Genomic DNA, 16,954 nt, shown 5'->3' with positions numbered 1-16,954 from the left:
CAAATAAGTATTAATAATACCGAATTCGCGGTATATTGTCAATCGGTACTATACTAATTTTATAAAGAGTTTTAATTTTTAAGTTAATTAGCACTAAAGTCCTCATATTATTTGTTTCCTGACTCGGTTTCCTTGCGTTTCTTCTTAGATGCTGGTTTCCGATTTTTCGGAACCGGGATTGTCTCTGATTCTTGCTGTGCGATGTCGGGGGTTACTTTACACAAGTCGTTCAAGGAAAGTTTTTGTTGCGATTCAAGTTCGTTTAGCAAGTTTGATGCCGTTTCTAATATTTGCTTTCCCTGTCTGACTTGAATAGTAGTTTTATTTTCGATCGCATCCAACAACACAAAAACCGAGACTGTTTGCCAAATATCTAAATCGTCGCCGACGAGATCGCACCCAGACACAATTTTGCCGTTTTGTGGGGCGTGAATTCCTAAGCCGGAATCTTGAATTAACGGCTGGATTTCTGCTAGACTTAAATTCGCAAGGTCGGTAATTTTATGTTCTAGCGATACTAAATCTCCTAAATCTGGCAAGTTGAGCGATTCTGCCACTAAAGCATCGAATTTAAAGGTAAGAGTTTGATTCAGCGGATCGGAAATCGCATAAATTGATTGAATTTGCGATCGACTAACCGCACCTTTCTCGAAAAAATCTCTGCCTTGCGGGGCGATCGCAATTTGACCATTTTCCGCCACATCCAAGCTTTCCAAACTAACCAGAGTCGCCGCCGTAGTCTTCACAAAAATTTCGTCTAACCCCAGCAAATCCGCCAATTCCTTCAAAGTAGGCGCAGGTTCAAACTCAACGCCCGCCCGCAAAATGAACTCTTCCAACACGTTAAACTCGCGCGGTTCGCTAATCGCCACCTCCAGCGGAGTTTGGCGGATTGCAAAGCGGAATTGACGCGCCGCCAACACTGACAAACCCGGATTTTGTTGCTCAATTTGTTCGGCTAGCGAACTTAAATTCGAGTCTATTGGTTTAGTTGAGGACGCTAGAAACATCTACAAAACCTCCGCAGTGACGCACCGTTTTTGAAACTTCCTGATACATTTTTCCCACTGTACCTGTTTGTTGGGTAAATAAATCGTGGCAGCCGACAACTACCAGCAATTCTTGAGCGCGGGAAAATGCCACATTCACCCGTTCCGGTTCCTTAGCAAATCCAATATCGCCCCTAACATTATTGCACACGGTGCTGACAATAATTACAGGTCTTTCCATGCCTTGAAATATGTCAACCGTACCAGTGCGGATGCTCAAAGCAGGGAATCTTTCGCCTTCGATTCTGTCTTTAATTGCATTTAATTGAGCAGCATAAAAAGTGATAATTCCGATTTCTTTCGGTGGTTCACCGTCGGCAACTTTGGGCTGCCAAGCTGTCTCCATTTGTTCGCACAAACGCTCGATCGCATCAATCTCCTTGACATTCAACCGCGAAGTACCCTGTTTTTCCTCTTCAAACCCTTGTGCCACAGGCGTTTTCACCCAGAGAATGTGATTATTTTCTTGAATGATTCTACCTGCGAGGTGGTGGGCGCGCTTGGTGTCTGCTTCCTGAATGCCACAGTTGAGCTTTTGTTGGTAAAACTGATTGATTGCGCCCATGATTTGTGGGTGCATTCGATACTGAGTTGTCAGCATTTTTTTGATGCTGTCGCTGGCATTTTCAAACAAAACTTTGAACAAAGATTCTTTTATGAAGCTAAGTTCGTCTCCGGTACAGCCGATGTCTTCGGCAATATCGTCGATCGTACTTTGATTAAACATCGGCGGCAATTGCCTGTGATCGCCCACTAATACTAACTTTCTGCCCTTCAAAGCGGGAATTAACAACTCTGGCGGAGTGCATTTGCTAACTTCGTCAATGATGACTGCATCAAAGCTGGGAAAGTTTTTAGTAAAATCGAAGCTAGCAGCCTGCACGCAAGTAATGCCGATTACGTTGGCATTGTCAATATAAATTTGCTTTAAATCGTTGCGGTCTTTTTCTGATGGATTGCGGAGTTTTTGAATCCAATCTGTTACAAAGTTTTGAGAGCGATTGAGTGCTGTTTCTTCTTGTTCTAATTTCCGCTGCCAAGTTTTGAATAAACGCTTAATTTTGTTTAAAAAAGCTACGGTAAATAATCCTGTATTCGGAACTTCTGGCTGGTATTGAGTGGGGATAGTTTGCCATGCTGACTCCCACCAATTTCTCTCAACAAGTAATGCTACGGTTGGTTGCTGCTGTTGCAGTTGAGCATTAATTTCGCTCAATTCTGCTTGTAGTTGAGCGAGTTGCTGCTGCGAAGTTGCAGCCGCAGTTTGCAGCGGAGATAAATGCTCGTCAAGAGTCTTTTTGATTGTCTCCAAAACCCCAAAAGGGTCTAAGTCAGCAATGGATTTTTCAAGCTGAATCAGGCTTGCTTTCCAAGCCTCAACTTGCTTGACAAACTGCTGCGGTTGCTCCCAAATATTCGATTTTTGGGCGAGATATTGTTCGGCTAAAATCCGCAACTTTTCAGGGACGTTTGGCTGTTGGACAATTGCTTGCAACAAATTAGTAACTTCGCTAATTTTTAAGTTTGCCTCTTGCTGCGCTGTTTCTACCTGAAGTTTAGCGGCGGATATTTGCTGCTGGCTTAAGGTTTGACCGATTTTATCTAATAATTGTTGCTGTTTTATAAGCTGCTGTTCGGTTTCGGTTTTCAGGGGAACCACGCACTGACGCGCATTGGCGAGGATACTGTGCAGTAATTCTTTGACTAGGCGATCGAAGGTAGCCTGGATATGATTGGGCTGCAAGGATTGACTGTAAAATTGTTGAATGCTAGCTAAGAAAGTGGCGGCTTTTTCGATGATGAATTTGCGCTGACTTTGGCTGACTTGAGAATAGCTGGCGAAGTCTTTGGCTAGTTGCTGCCACTGTGTACGATCGCCCGCAGAGAGCACGATCGGCGTTTGACTCAAATTTAGGTGCAGAAACTCGCTAAACCGGAACTGTTGCCCTTGTAAGTCCTTAAAACCTGCGCTTTCCTCGTGGGATATCGCCTTTTGCAACCGATCCAAATCGGGCAAATTGATTTTGCATTTGGGCGGCACGATCGGCAATTTGAGCGATCGGGCAATTTTCAGCAATCCTGCGGGCAATTCTACCATATCATCCGTGAGCATTGCGCCCGTTTCCCAGCAAGTTTTCACGACTTCATAGAGCCCCGTATCCGCCGTCTCGATCCACTGTGCAACGGCGACGACAACGGCTGCAATTTCCGCTTTTCGCAGTTCCAAATTCTTGATTTTCTGTTCGAGATTGTGGCGGTGTGTCTGATTTTGCCGATCGCCCAATTCGAGTTGATTCAAAGCCTCAGACATCTGGCGGGAAACCCGCAACGACTCTGCAACCGCCGACATAGCGTGACAAACATCATCAGCGCGATCGAATGCTATCTTAAATTCCGATATTTGCGCTGCTACAGTTTCCTGCAGCCAAACCGCAATCCCAAACGCGCCGCAAGCAGGGCGATCGAACCCAATTTGAGTAGCATTGCTAGTGGCAATCCGAACATTTGCCATAAAGTTTTCTACTAAAACATTGCCTTCTGAGTATGGTTTTAGTCGGGGCATAAACTCAGCTACTTCTGGAGATTCCCAGTTAACTTGCGGCGCATCCAGTAGATTCTCTAGCCCCAAAACCACCGATTCAATCTCGCTTTTTTCGGCTAAAATTTGTTCATAAGCTGCTGCTTGCTGACTGCATTTTTCCTCTATATTTGCTTTACTGTCGTGCAGGTGTTTTAGTTCATTAAAGAAATCTCTCTCTGCGGCACAGTAGGCGGTAAATCGCTCGGATTCTGCCACCAACTGCCGCAAAGATTTGACATTAGTCAGGCGCTGCGAGAGCTTTTCTTCGCAGTCAGTCGCCGTATTTTGCAGCCAAGTGCCGATCGCATTTTCCTCTAAAAACGGCTGCCCTTCTTCCTGCACCTTATGAGCTTTTCCCTTCCGCAAAGCCCGAATCGCCGGATTGTGAACTAACCGACTCAAAGCATTGTCTACAGCCAAATTTGCTTGCGAAGCAATGAGCGTTTTGCCACCCTGACGGGCAATTTGATAGCAAATCTCCGCAATCACAGTCGTTTTGCCCGTTCCCGGCGGGCCTTGAATCAAAATTAAATCCCGCGCCGAAAGCACCGTTTCTACGGCGGCAAGTTGATCCTCATTAGCATTACGATTTAATAAGTTTTCCCGATCCAATTTAATCATTTTTTCCGGCATTCTCGCCTGAGAAGAGTCGAATAAAAACTCACTCAAATAGGGATTTTGAGCGCGGCCGTCTGTCAGCATTTTTAAAGCTTTTTTCTTGCGTTCAATCTGACTGATATCGCCCGCAGCCTCAAAATACAAGAATCCTTGTTTGGGCATTTGATATCTGCCGCCCGCCATGCGATCGCCTAAATCAACATCTAACTTAATGCGTAATTTACCATGTTCAAAGTCAACTTCCGCGATGCTGCCTAATGTCTCTCCATCTCGGCTGCTTCTGCTTCCGGGCGGCGAATCAAACAGGATAATTTCTTCATTTCGGGCTTTTTTCAGCCTTTCGCGAAAGTCGCCCAATTCTAAGGAATTTTCCTCGTAACCGTCCAGAGTTGCGGAATTACGATCAATTTCAAAAGTGACGATTTTAAAGCCTGAACCGTAATTATGACCTCGGAAAGGCACGCAAAATTGACGCGCTTCCGCGATGCGTTTTTCAACATTTAAAAAAGTATGCCAAACTTTTAGCTGTTCGGTAGTCGGTATGTGTCTGTCGTCCCAAAATGGCATTTGTTGGACGCGGGCGATCGACTTTACAGGAATTGGCGATCGACTGTTAGCCAAAAGTCGCAACTGAACCGGCAAAGCATACCCATCTTTCCTCCCTCTGGGAACCGCCACCAAACCAGCATCCAGCAGTTTTAAACCGCCAATTCCGTCTTCACAACGTACAGTGGCTAATAACCGCAAAGTGCGATCGGCTTTTTGCAACAATTGGGGTAATTCAAAATCATCTCCATCCGTAGCAAGCAGCAATTCCCAGATTTCTTCTTCGGAATATCTCTCATTTACCTTTTGGCGGCGCACGTAGAAAAGATTGTGCGATTTCCCAGCTATCTCCGACATCAGAATTTCCGCACGTTCTTTGCATTCCCAATTGCAATATTTCGCTAAAGCCGCTTCCCCTTCAACATCGCGAATAAACTTATTAATCGTGCGATCGCCACTAAATTTATATCCCCAATCTTCTGCTACTAAAGATGGCATATTTTGATTTTAGATTTTAGATTTTAGATTTTTGATTGGATTTAAGATTAGCACATCGGAACTTGTGCCGACAGAACCGCGACATCCCAAAAAAGATTAAGGTGTGCAATGCACACCCTACGACCATCGCAAGTTACCGTAGAGGCGACGGGCGATCGAATTAAACAGTTCAGAATTAAAAGGGCGAATGATGGGAATTGAACCCACGAATGGTGGTACCACAAACCACTGCCTTAACCACTTGGCTACACTCGCCATAACGTTTCTAACTATAGCATCAGATCTCAGCACAAGTCTAGGGGTAAGGCAAAAATATTTTGAAATATTTCTGAGCGTCCCTGAACCGGACAGATCGATTGTGCCTTAAATTCCCAGCACAGTAAGAGTTTAGCACAATTTTTGGTCTGCGCGATCAGGGTGTGCGATCGGCAATTATCTCGCCCCCAGCAGTCATGCGGCCTGGGTTCGGCCGCTTTGGCAGCATCCCGATTCGATCTAGCGCATTAAAATAGCCTTATCAGCCCAGGCGCATCTAAATTTTACAGTCAAGTTTGATAAAACTCACATCTGGCACCATTCTCAAGAACAGGCAAGATGCCTGTTCCACAAAGAATGAATTTCTTGTAGGGTGGCTCTTCTAGCCCGCCCCTAAAAGCCTTATTGAGAATGGTGCAACATCTCAGATGAAATGCTTGTGGGGTTTCCCGCCCGCCCGAAAAATACAACGCCAGAAGCGGGACAGCTTATCCCGCACTGCATGAGTTATCAACCATCCTTCTTCTCTCTCTTCTCTCTTCCCTCTTCCTTCGCGCAGCTTCGCGTCTTCGCGGTTCGTTTTAAAAAAAGTCTTGTCCGCAATATAAAATCTAAAATCAATATGAGCTACTGTGTCAACCCAGAATGTCAAAATCCTCATAACTCCAACGCCACACAATTTTGCTTAAACTGCGGCTTTAACCTGTTGCTGAGACAACGATATCGCCCGATTGAACTTTTAGGTAGAGGCGGATTTGGTAAAACTTTCCTAGCAATTGATGAAGACATCCCATCTCTACCCCGCTGTGCAGTCAAGCAATTTTATTTTTACGACCGCGATCCCAAAATTTTTAACAAAGCCGTTGAATTATTTCGGCAAGAAGGCGTCCGTTTAGACGAACTCGGAAAACACCCGCAAATCCCTACATTATTAGCCTGCTTTGAACAAGAAGGTCATATTTATTTAGTTCAAGAGTTTATAGGGGGATCGACTCTTAAACAAGAATTAGACAACAGTGTATACGATGAAGAGCAAATTTGGCAACTGCTGCAAGACTTATTGCCAGTGCTGCAATTTATCCATGACAAGCGCGTCATTCACCGCGACATCAAACCAGAAAATATTATCCGCCGCCAATCGGACAACAAACTCGTCTTGATCGATTTCGGCATTGCCAAACTGCTGACTGATTCAGCCATGCTTCGTCCAGCAACGCTCATTGGTAGTCAAGATTATGTAGCTCCCGAACAAATGCGCGGCAAAGTATTTCCTGCTAGCGACCTTTACAGTTTAGGTGTTACTTGCATTCGCCTAATGACGCAAGTTCCTCCCTTGGATATGTACGACTGCAACAACGAGCGCTGGTGGTGGCGCGAGTTTCTCCCCAAAGCTACGAGTATTAGCGATGAGTTAGGCGAAATTTTAGATAAATTGCTGCAAACTCCTCTCAATCAGCGGTACAGTTTTGCTGCGGAAGTTTTGCAAGATATCCAAGCAGCTTTAGATATTCGTCATCAAAATTTGCTTTCGCCCCAAAAACCGATGACTCCTGCTCTCGGTAATAGCGACAACTCAACCGATATCAGCGCACTACAAACTCCTGATTCTCGAATTTTACCAACCAATGCCGCCGCCCATTGTGCAGAAAATTTTTCCTTATCTGTTACTTCACATACTTCAAATCTCGATCCAACCCTAATTTCTGCACGGGGAGTTGATTATACCAAACTGCGCGATTTTTTGTCTAACAAAAAGTGGAAAGAAGCCGATCGCGAAACTTGGGGCTTGATGTGTCAATCTCTTTCCCAGGAACCGGGAACTCAGCTAGAAATAAGCCAAATTTACCAGCTACCGTGCGAAGATTTGCAAACAGTCGATCGCCTGTGGCTGCACTACAGTCAAGGTCGGTTTGGCTTCAGCGTCCAAAAGCAGATTTACGAAAGCGTTAAGGGAGACTATATCAGATTTTGCGATCGGGTCAACTGGCAAACCTACAATTCTGCTACTACTTTAGGGCAGATTAAATTTAGTCAGCAAGCACCAATCGGACACCTCCCCTCTCGCAGTTGGGTTGGTGGCATTCAGTGGCTGCGACATCTCGATGTCCTGTCTGCAAAATTAACCGAGTGCGACAATAATGCAGCTTGTAAGTTGTAGTATTTATACCGACTAACTAGCTAAAATTTTAACTTTAAACTCTACCTGAAAGCAGAGAAATTTGTCGCGAGAGATGTATCCATCGACCGAGGCTCGGTGCGATCGCTTGTCGCACAATGGATTGTGAAGGTGAACACAGGTACAAGTCTGCAATCCTCAGACTGTAACAATAGAATTAAAAAGAGGTATCGATCCATGTTTTTTCACAAAAAGCAATTAATGGCTGCGGTGACTGTAGACGAAGCCAACCCCCGTTTTGCCCAATTGCTGCTAGAACAGTTTGGCGGAGCAACCGGAGAACTGACAGCAGCTCTGCAATACTGGGTGCAGTCCTTTCACTGTGAAGATGCAGGGATTAAGGATATGCTCCAAGATATTGCAATAGAAGAATTCAGCCACTTAGAAATGGTGGGCCAACTCATCGAAATGCACACCAAAAACTCTGACCAAACAGAAGCTTATAAAAGCACTTTGTTTGCGGTGCGCGGCGTAGGCCCACACTTGTTAGACAGCCAAGGTCAAGCTTGGACGGCAGCTTATATCAACGAAGGCGGGGAGGTAGTGCGCGATTTGCGCGCTAATATCGCTGCGGAAGGAGGAGCTCGCCAAACCTACGAAGAGTTGATTAAACTCGCACCGGATATGGGAACGAAAAAGACGCTGCAGTTTCTGCTGACTCGCGAAATTTCTCACACTCAAATGTTCATGAAAGCTCTGGAATCGCTTGGCAAACTCACCGATCCAATGTTCGGCAATATTCCGCCAGATTCCACAGTGGATCTCTACTTTAACTTGTCCACAAATGGCAAGGATGAACGCGGCCCTTGGAACTCGGAACCTACTTTCCAATACATTGCCGATCCCGCTCCCAAAGCTTAATTTGAGATTTGTGTAACCTGGGTGGCGAGTGAAGATTTAAGCTCAGTGTTAAGTAATTTTTAAGCCGCGCACCTTCTTTTGTAAGGTGTGCGGCTTAGAAAATTTAAGCCCAGTGTTGAGTAATTTTTAAGCCGCGCACCCTAGGATATCGAACTTTTGTGTTGAGTAATTTTTAAGTCCCGCGCCTTACGGTGTTATAATTATTTGAAATCCGGATCGAACATTAACATTTAATCTATATTGAAATTGCGATCGACCTATTTATTAGTTTCTCACGGCAGCCGTGACCCCAGACCCCAACTAGCTTTGGAAAACCTAGGTCAACTGCTGTCTCAAAATTTGGCTGACTCGTTCCCCGCAGTAGCAACCGCCACCTTAGAACTCGGGCCCGCACCGCTGCACGAACAAATTTGCAGTTTTGGCGATCGTACCCTGTCGCTGGGAGTGACACAATTGCAAATACTGCCTGTATTTTTATTGCCGGGAGTTCACGTCGCCGAAGACATACCGGCAGAGGTGGAAATTGCCCAAAAAACTTTTGGTGACAAGCTAAAAATTGAATTGCGCCCGCATTTAGGTTCCCAGGAAGCAGGCTTAACACAATTGGTAAAAAGTCAGATGCAAGAGGTGAGTTTTCTCCCCAATCTGCTATTGCCAAAATGGATTTTATTATCTCACGGCAGCCGTCGCCCCGGAGGTAACTCGATTGTTGAGCAAATCGCCAGCAAACTCGGTGCACAGACAGCTTATTGGTCGGTAAAGCCGAGTTTGGAAGAGCAAATTGACAGTTTGGTTCGTGGTGGACAGCAGCAAATAGGGATTGTGCCATACTTCTTATTTAATGGAGGAATTACAGATGCGATCGCCAAAAATGTCGCACAGCTAAAGCAGCAATTTCCTGCGGCGGAACTTCATCTCGCAAATCCTCTAGGCGCAAGTGTAGAATTAGCAGACTTAATTGGGGATTTAATTCAAAAATGAACCGCAGTGGCACAGAAGAGGTAAAGGAAGCAAGAAAAATGTCTTTAGGAAAAGTGTATTTAGTAGGTGCGGGGCCCGGAGATCCAGGTTTGATGACCTTGAAGGGAAAAGCTCTGTTAGAGTGTGCGGATGTGGTGATTTATGACGCTTTAGTCAGCCCTCAAATTTTGGCAGCAATCAACCCCCAAGCAGAACGAATTGATGCCGGAAAACGCAAAGGCCGCCACTCGTTAATGCAAGATGAAACAACTCAGCTAATGATAGAAAAAGCTGGAGATAATGCGATCGTAGTTCGTCTCAAAGGCGGCGATCCGTTTATCTTCGGTCGCGGCGGCGAAGAAATGGAAGAGTTGGTAAAAGCTGGAGTGTCGGTAGAAGTCGTCCCCGGCGTAACTTCTGGGATTGCGGCCCCGGCTTATGCGGGAATTCCTTTAACACATCGATCGTACAGTTCCTCTGTCACTTTTGTCACCGGTCACGAATCAGCGGGAAAATATCGACCGGAGGTAAATTGGCAGGCGATCGCTCGCGGCTCGGAAACCATTGTAGTATACATGGGAATCCACAATTTGCCTTACATTATCGGTCAGTTAACAGCAGCCCAATTGAGTGCAGAAACACCCATAGCGTTAGTGCGCTGGGGAACGCGGCCGGAACAAGAAGAATTGATCGGAACTTTGGGTACAATTGTAGAGCAAGTTGAGGCTGCCGGATTTGCAGCACCTGCGATCGCAGTAATCGGAAATGTTGTCAATTTGCACTCAATATTGTCTGGCTGTCGGCCAGTTTCTCAGACTGTAGAATAAGCGCAGAAATTGCCCCTAAATCCTCGTAGGGTACGCACGGCGCACCTTACTTACTACTTTTGATGCGTCTATGCTGATGATTTCAACGCGCCACCTGCCGCATATACTCCCCCCACAACTGAGCGGCATTGGCACTACCTCCCCCAGTCGGAGAATTATCATCATTTCCCAACCAAACTCCTGTCACCAGTTGCTGACTCGGAATATAACCGACAAACCACAAATCTCTATTATCATTAGTCGTGCCTGTTTTTCCAGCTTCTCCCAACCCCAAAGCAGCACTGCTACCCGTACCTCCCCGCACCACACCTTGCAGCATATCAGTCATCGTATCCGCTACCGCTTCAGAAACTAACTGCCGATTGGCAACGCCATCTTTTTGATACTCATAAATCACCCGGCAACTGTTAAAATCATTTCGATCTTTGCAATCGCTGCTGTCAATAATTCGCTTAATTACGTGGGGGCGATTTCCTAAACCCCGATTGGCCAAAACCCCGAAAGCACCCGTTAATTGCAACACATTAACTTCACTTTCACCTAATACTAAGCCTGGGTTAGAACGCAGTTCAGATGTAATCCCCAAACGTCTGGCCATTTGCACCACATTGTCTAAACCGACATCCTGTGCTACTCTCAAAGCAATTCCATTTTCCGACAATGCCAAGCCGCGATACATATCCGCACTGCCGCTGGTTCTTTCGCAACCACTATAACTTTGTCCTCCCCAGGAAAGGGGAGCGCAAGAATAAGTTTTATCGGCTGATATTCCCCGTTCCAGGGCTGCTGCATAGGTGAAAATCTTAAATGTAGAACCGGGCTGTCTCAAAGCTTGGGTAGCCCGATTAAACTGACTTTGCAAATAATCTACACCCCCAACTAAAGCTAAGACTTCTCCGGTTGCAGAGTTGAGAGTTACCACGGCTCCTTGAGAGAAACCTGCACTGGCTCCCTCATTTTCTACAGCATTTTTGAGGGAAGCTTCAGCCACTTTTTGCAGACCGGGATTCAAACCTGTTTCTACAATAAAATTGCCTTCTCTGGCTAACTGCTCCCCCAGCAAAAATTCCAATTCGTCAAATACATAACTGTAGAAATAAGGAGCGATCGTACTTTGCAGAAATTCGCGAGCTTTCGGATTTATCTCAATTCGCGATCGCCTCGCGCGATCGGCTTCTTCCTGAGAAACCGTCCCCAGAGCGCGCATTCGTTCGATCACTCGATCGCGATACTGCACCGCCAACTGATAATTTTGAATCGGATTAAAACTGTTGGGAGCCGGCAAAATTCCCGCCAAAGTTGCCGCCTCTGACAAAGTTAAATCCTTCGCCGACTTGCCAAAATAAAACCGAGACGCATCCTCAAAACCGTAAAGGTCAATTCCCAAAAACACCCGATTCAAATAAGTCAGCAACAGCTCATCTTTACTGTAATAACTCTCCAGTTTAAAAGCCACTACAGCTTCCCGTAACTTGCGTCCCGCCGAATCTTGAGTTCCCACATAATCTCGAAACAAACTCCTCGCTAACTGCTGCGTCAGAGTGCTACCGCCTTCGCGAATTCCGCCCCCCCGAACATTAGTTAAAAGTGCTCGCAAAACCCCAAGCGGATCTACCCCCAAATGCCAATTGTAGCGGCTGTCTTCTGAAGCAAGTACCGCCTTGGATAAATAAGGCGAAAAATCCTGCAATTTCTTTAATTCTAAGTGAGCGTTATTCTGAGGAGGACGCAGGGGAGTTTGCCCGTCGCGGGCGTAAACAATCACGGGGCCATTGATACTTCTCGGTAGAGGCCGCACTTGAAACTTTGTCGATTCCATGCCTACCAACACAGCAATCAAAGCGGTGATGCCGCTGACGCCGTAAAAGCTGTAACGCACCAGTTCCAAATACCAAGGCGGCGGATATACGAATTGAATTCTAACAGCGGCGGCTAGTTCCGGTGGCCCTAAAGTGAACACGTCTCCGTGACGCAGGGACATACTTTTAACTCGCCTTTTGCCATTGTAAATGCCGTTTGTGGAGTCTTCATCTTTGATGACAAAAGGAGTCCGCCGCCGAGTATCCCGCGACAGGGATAAGTGCACGTGACTGACAACAGGATTGCGAACCACAATATCAGAAGATTTGGACGATCGACCTAATAAATATCGATCGCCCAACAGCGGATAAACCTCAGCTTTAGCTGCACCCGCATCCTGTACCCACAATTCGGGTACTTTGGCGTTCGGTTTCAGCGCTAGCTGGTTAAAATTAACCTTGGCAATAGTCTGGACTGCTTGGGTAATCGCACCCAAGACGGTTTGAGGTTTGCGGGGCGGCGGCGGTGGGGTCATATTTCGCTGTGCACTACGATCGAGCGATCGGCTCTTGCACCATTCTACTCGCAACTTTTGGCTATTTTCACGATCGGCCCCACAGAAGGAGGCGATCATCGGCTAGTGGCGATCGATTTGGGGGTTATTGGTGAACCCGCAAGGCGAGCAGTTTCTTGAGCAAATCTCCATCTAGCCACCAAAAATCTCGCTCTCACCAGAAAATTAAATTATCATAAACCTGCTAAAAAATCCACACTTTCAATCAATACGATTCAGTTAAGCCCGATCCCCCCTAGCCCCCCTTAAAAAGCAGGGTGGATTAATTGTCAAAACAGTAAACCAGTGGGGCAAGGCTATTTGCTGACGAGCACGCGCCAGATTTAATTGGTTTGTCTTGATGAGATAAACCGAAAAGTAATTCGCTAACATATTCAAGTTGATTGGCCATAAATCTTAAAGCTTCAGGAAGTGTATTTGTACCGAGCATCCGAGCTAGAGATAGTAAAAATTGTCTGACCATTGCCCAGTTCGCAGGTGCATTGCCACCTCGATGGATGCAGTTATCCTCATTTAACGTCACATCTTTAACCCAATGCAGCCGATTCTCTATTAACCAATGTCCTCGAATTGCCGACGCAAATTGGCTTGCCGACCAATCCTTACTACTTAAATAATAATGCGTTTCATGGAAATCAACTAACCGACGACGACTTTTTTTGCCTTCCCACCTACTGCCAGTTCTTTTGATAGCAATTATATGTTTGACACCAGCCCACGCTGGTAATAACTGAGTAGATACGGGATAAATTGTAGTAGAGCGAGTTGTGGTGCGGCCATGCAAGCGTTCTGAGGTTTGAGCTGAATCGCTCGCACCCACAGATTCGACCAATTTTTGAGCCATTTTAAACAGACTAGATTGATTTTTTTTGAGAGTAATTATGTAGTCATTACCTCCATCAATAATTAACTGAATAGTTTTTTTTTGAGTGTGCAGTGCATCAGCAGTAATTACTACTTGAGAACCCGCAAGTTCTTGCACGAGTTCCTCCACAGCTTCGATTTCACTTCGCTGCTGATTTTCCATGACTTTATGTCGGACTACCCACCCGCGATTGTGACTGTACACAGAAACCAGGCTCACAAAATTTTGGTAAGAACTATTACCCCCAACACTTGTGGCAATTGATACTTTTACCATCAATTGCCATCAATTCTCCTGGCGTGCTCGGTAATGTCTGCCCTGCCCATATATTAAAAAGGACGGCAATTACCTCAAAATCTAATGAGAGAATGATGTTTCTAAAAGTTGAGTCGCATGGAAAACGAATATCTGGTGGGAGGTTAAAGAGTTTTATCAGAGTTGAGCGATGATTTTTCGTAAATTCAGCTAAGGGCTTATATCCCCAATATCCCGTACAACTGCCCAATAAAATTATCATGAGTATCAGCCATAAGGGATGCCTAATTCCCCTCGGATGTCGGTGGTCAGGTACTGATTTAATTGCTTCAATTAAATTCATTGTTGATGCACTCTGTAGGATAGTCGAGCGCGAGCGAATCGAGTCCGCTCGCGCTCGACTATTATAATTTACTTGGGGACAATTAATCCACCCTGCCTAACCCCCCTTAATAAGGGGGGGACAAGAACTTACTCAAAGTCCCCCTTCTTAAGGGGGATGCGAGGGGGATCTCCGGGGAATAAACAGTTTTAACCCAAGCGTATTGCACTTTCGATAACATTTATCCCTGATTTACCAACACACTTTGCATAATTAAAACCCCCCTTTTTCAAGGGGGGTTAAAAGCCGAAAATCAGCTTAATTCTCCTTACATCGAAGAACCCAAACCGGCATAAGCACCGTAGAAGAAAAGACTCACAATGCTCAGAACACCGAGACCAGCGACAGTAGCTACCAGCCACAAAGGAATTCTGCCACTTTCACTAAACATAGCCATCACCTCACTAATTTACAGCTAAACACATTCGAGCGAACTATCGAAAGCAAACTGGGGCACCAGTTAGTTAAAGAAATAACTGGAAAACAAAATACCCAGAGTAAAAATCAGCAACAAACCCAAATACAAAGAAGTCCGGTTTAACTCAACAGGCTGCTCGTTGGGATTAGGAAGGCGCTCAGGCATTGTAAACTCCTATCGTTGAATAAATTGCATTGCTGCGATCGCGCCCAAAAAGAAAATTGTTGGGACACCTAAAGTATGAACTGCCAACCAGCGCACCGTAAAAATCGGATACGAAATTGGCTCATTATTTGGGGTTCTGCTCGTCATTTTTCCAAATCCTTGTTAAATTACTTGGCAATGAACTGATCTACTTGTTTCTTAGCTTCAAAGCGATCCGAGATAATCGGCACTTCTTCTCGCTGCGGTGTGAAATATTGGTTAGGGCGAGGAGTTCCGAAAGCATCGTAAGCCAAACCCGTTTGCACAAACAGCCATCCAGCAATAAACAAAGCCGGAATGGTGATGCTGTGAATTACCCAATAACGGATACTTGTAATAATGTCCCCAAACGGACGTTCTCCAGTTGTACCAGCCATTTAGAATCCTCCTTTCAACAACAAATTGACAGACAATCTCTATTACTATTCTACTATCAAGCAGCTTGCGCTGAACCTTGATATTTAAGTAAAGTACCGCTCGCGCCGATCACAAATCCGCGATCGGGGCCCATAAAGACAATCCTGTAAAAATTAGCCGGAACATCTTCAACTTCGCGGTCTTTTTGCCAAGTTTTCCCGCCGTCCAAACTGCACAGCAAATTGCCGCCGCCGCCGGCTACCCAAATTTCATTATCAGTCCGGTAAGCCATGTCCAGCAAACCCCAACTCGCCTTGCGATCGGGAAAAAACGGTTTTCCCCAACCTTCAGGATTGGACGGGTCACTAAACTGAATCTGACCGCCGCGGGCGAGCATCCACAAACGCCCGTCCTTGGTAAAGCCCATATTTTGCAGGCGGCGAGAACTATTGCGGTTGTGAGGTTCCCAAGCTTGTTGTCCGGGTTTCCACACCGAGTAGAAATTTCCCTTCGAGGAAACCGCAACATACTGCCCGTCTTCAGAACGGTTGATATTGCGAACTACCCCAAAAGAATCCTGCACGACAGCTTTCCAATTTTTGCCGCCGTCCGAAGTGCGGTAAATCGCCCCGACATCGGTCGTCATCTCGGCGGAATTCGGGCCCAATGCTGCGATCGTACTCGGAGAACCTGGCAACTGACTGCTCAAAGCAATCCGCGTCCAAGACTTGCCCTCATCGTTCGTGTGGAGCAAAACAGAAGGCTGGCCGACAATCCAGCCTTCGGAACCCGAAAAACTCACCGACGCAAAACGCGACCTCGAATCGTCGATATCCAGTCCTACAGACTTCCAGCTAGTGCCGCCGTCCATCGTTTCGAGCAGAGTCGCCTCAGAACCAACAACCCAGCCGTGTTGAGGATTGCCCGTAAAGGCAATATCCTGCAAATTAGCTTCCGTCGGCAAGGAAATCACTTGCCAGGGGTTGTAACTCACAGCACCGATCGTGCTGCAACTCGTACAGATGAGCGCAGCGGCCAATAACATTACAATTCGTTGCCAAAATCTCACAATCGTTTTACTGCAAACCATACATACTAAGTAAAAACAAGAAACCAACGACCAAGCCGCCAAAAATCAGCAAACTTTTCTGACCTTCGGTCATGCCGTTGACACCGACACCGTAGCGCTGATTTGCCTTAAATCCAGACACCCCTTCCATCTGACCGAGATTTTGAAACACCGATTTGCGCGCCCCGCAAACGGGACACACCCAAGTCGGGGTCACATCTGTAAAAGCAGTGCCAGGGGCAATTGCATTTTTAGGATCGCCTTTTTTAGGATTGTAGACGTAGCCGCAGGCTCGGCACTCGTGCCGATCGAGGGTATTAGTCTCCGTGGCTCGATCGCTCATAAATCCAAAATTATGGGTCAGCTAATCGTGAAGTACCTCAACTAAACTTCGTTATAGTTGGGGCTTCCAACTAAAACTCATATTAGGACGGTCTTATTCGTCTTCGAGGTTTCCCGTCTCAACCGCCGATGCCACGTTAGGGACACCACAAGGGTGTTCGACACAAAGCGTCGATGATGGTCTTACTTAGCGTCCACAGGCAGCCGCCCGTCTTCCACAGGCAGTTACAATATTAGAATATACATTAAAAATTATTGCAGAAGATGGATGATTAATCTCAACCAACTCGTAATTTTAGCTACCCAAAATCTATATA

Annotated in this window: 16 protein-coding genes and 1 tRNA gene; 5 read left to right on the top strand and 12 right to left on the bottom strand. The window is 46.0% G+C overall.

Going from position 1 to position 16,954, the window contains the following annotated elements; translation table 11 throughout:
• Positions 1 to 107 precede the first annotated feature (107 nt).
• The 3 genes from QUA70_RS13460 to QUA70_RS13450 form a co-directional block, all read right to left on the bottom strand.
• On the bottom strand, positions 108 to 1,010 hold the full coding sequence (locus QUA70_RS13460; protein ID WP_333344324.1) for a hypothetical protein: 903 nt from the start codon (positions 1,008 to 1,010) through the stop codon (positions 108 to 110).
• On the bottom strand, positions 988 to 5,292 hold the full coding sequence (locus tag QUA70_RS13455; protein WP_333344322.1) for an AAA domain-containing protein: 4,305 nt from the start codon (positions 5,290 to 5,292) through the stop codon (positions 988 to 990). The genes QUA70_RS13460 and QUA70_RS13455 overlap by 23 nt, the downstream gene beginning before the upstream one ends.
• 182 nt (positions 5,293 to 5,474) lie before the next feature.
• Positions 5,475 to 5,547 (bottom strand) — tRNA-His (locus QUA70_RS13450).
• A gap of 622 nt (positions 5,548 to 6,169) precedes the next feature.
• On the opposite strand from QUA70_RS13450, the gene QUA70_RS13445 reads away from it, so the two are divergent.
• The 4 genes from QUA70_RS13445 to cobA all read left to right on the top strand — a co-directional run bounded on the left by QUA70_RS13445 (position 6,170) and on the right by cobA (position 10,371).
• Entirely contained in the window at positions 6,170 to 7,705 is a 1,536-nt protein-coding gene (locus QUA70_RS13445; RefSeq protein WP_333332004.1) for a serine/threonine-protein kinase, read from the top strand.
• Positions 7,706 to 7,900: 195 nt separating this feature from the next.
• On the top strand, positions 7,901 to 8,584 hold the full coding sequence (locus QUA70_RS13440) for a manganese catalase family protein (protein WP_333332007.1): 684 nt from the start codon (positions 7,901 to 7,903) through the stop codon (positions 8,582 to 8,584).
• Positions 8,585 to 8,830: 246 nt separating this feature from the next.
• On the top strand, positions 8,831 to 9,565 hold the full coding sequence (locus tag QUA70_RS13435) for a sirohydrochlorin chelatase (protein WP_333332009.1): 735 nt from the start codon (positions 8,831 to 8,833) through the stop codon (positions 9,563 to 9,565).
• A complete protein-coding gene (gene cobA / locus QUA70_RS13430; RefSeq protein ID WP_333332012.1) occupies positions 9,562 to 10,371 on the top strand; it encodes a uroporphyrinogen-III C-methyltransferase in 810 nt (269 codons plus the stop codon). Before QUA70_RS13435 ends, cobA begins: the two co-directional genes overlap by 4 nt.
• A gap of 82 nt (positions 10,372 to 10,453) precedes the next feature.
• Here cobA and QUA70_RS13425 read toward each other — a convergent pair whose 3' ends face one another.
• The gene (locus QUA70_RS13425) at positions 10,454 to 12,706 is read right to left on the bottom strand and encodes a transglycosylase domain-containing protein (RefSeq protein ID WP_333332100.1); all 2,253 of its coding nucleotides are present in this window, start codon (positions 12,704 to 12,706) and stop codon (positions 10,454 to 10,456) included.
• Here QUA70_RS13425 and QUA70_RS13420 point away from each other — a divergent pair.
• A complete protein-coding gene (locus QUA70_RS13420; RefSeq protein WP_333410449.1) occupies positions 12,650 to 12,865 on the top strand; it encodes a hypothetical protein in 216 nt (71 codons plus the stop codon). The genes QUA70_RS13425 and QUA70_RS13420 overlap by 57 nt on opposite strands.
• A 142-nt stretch (positions 12,866 to 13,007) precedes the next feature.
• Here QUA70_RS13420 and QUA70_RS13415 read toward each other — a convergent pair whose 3' ends face one another.
• From QUA70_RS13415 to QUA70_RS13380, 8 genes are all read right to left on the bottom strand, one after another.
• Positions 13,008 to 13,886 carry an ISAs1 family transposase gene (locus QUA70_RS13415; protein ID WP_333344320.1) on the bottom strand — a complete coding sequence of 293 codons (879 nt, stop codon included), beginning with the start codon at positions 13,884 to 13,886 and terminating at the stop codon, positions 13,008 to 13,010.
• The gene (locus QUA70_RS13410) at positions 13,849 to 14,208 is read right to left on the bottom strand and encodes a transposase family protein (RefSeq protein WP_333410447.1); all 360 of its coding nucleotides are present in this window, start codon (positions 14,206 to 14,208) and stop codon (positions 13,849 to 13,851) included. Before QUA70_RS13410 ends, QUA70_RS13415 begins: the two co-directional genes overlap by 38 nt.
• A 307-nt stretch (positions 14,209 to 14,515) precedes the next feature.
• The gene (locus QUA70_RS13405; protein ID WP_006635506.1) at positions 14,516 to 14,638 is read right to left on the bottom strand and encodes a photosystem II reaction center protein J; all 123 of its coding nucleotides are present in this window, start codon (positions 14,636 to 14,638) and stop codon (positions 14,516 to 14,518) included.
• 69 nt (positions 14,639 to 14,707) lie between these two features.
• A complete protein-coding gene (locus tag QUA70_RS13400; RefSeq protein ID WP_006635505.1) occupies positions 14,708 to 14,830 on the bottom strand; it encodes a photosystem II reaction center protein L in 123 nt (40 codons plus the stop codon).
• Positions 14,831 to 14,839: 9 nt separating this feature from the next.
• On the bottom strand, positions 14,840 to 14,977 hold the full coding sequence (psbF, locus tag QUA70_RS13395) for a cytochrome b559 subunit beta (protein WP_006635504.1): 138 nt from the start codon (positions 14,975 to 14,977) through the stop codon (positions 14,840 to 14,842).
• Positions 14,978 to 14,997: 20 nt separating this feature from the next.
• Positions 14,998 to 15,246 carry a cytochrome b559 subunit alpha gene (gene psbE / locus QUA70_RS13390; protein ID WP_006635503.1) on the bottom strand — a complete coding sequence of 83 codons (249 nt, stop codon included), beginning with the start codon at positions 15,244 to 15,246 and terminating at the stop codon, positions 14,998 to 15,000.
• A gap of 56 nt (positions 15,247 to 15,302) precedes the next feature.
• The gene (locus tag QUA70_RS13385) at positions 15,303 to 16,316 is read right to left on the bottom strand and encodes a photosynthesis system II assembly factor Ycf48 (RefSeq protein ID WP_333344318.1); all 1,014 of its coding nucleotides are present in this window, start codon (positions 16,314 to 16,316) and stop codon (positions 15,303 to 15,305) included.
• On the bottom strand, positions 16,303 to 16,638 hold the full coding sequence (locus QUA70_RS13380) for a rubredoxin (RefSeq protein WP_242716309.1): 336 nt from the start codon (positions 16,636 to 16,638) through the stop codon (positions 16,303 to 16,305). Before QUA70_RS13380 ends, QUA70_RS13385 begins: the two co-directional genes overlap by 14 nt.
• Between the last annotated feature and the right edge of the window lie 316 nt (positions 16,639 to 16,954).

Origin of the sequence: Microcoleus sp. LAD1_D5, from assembly GCF_036702115.1 — a bacterium.
Classification (GTDB): domain Bacteria; phylum Cyanobacteriota; class Cyanobacteriia; order Cyanobacteriales; family Microcoleaceae; genus Microcoleus.
This window is presented reverse-complemented; position numbering and strand designations above follow the sequence as displayed.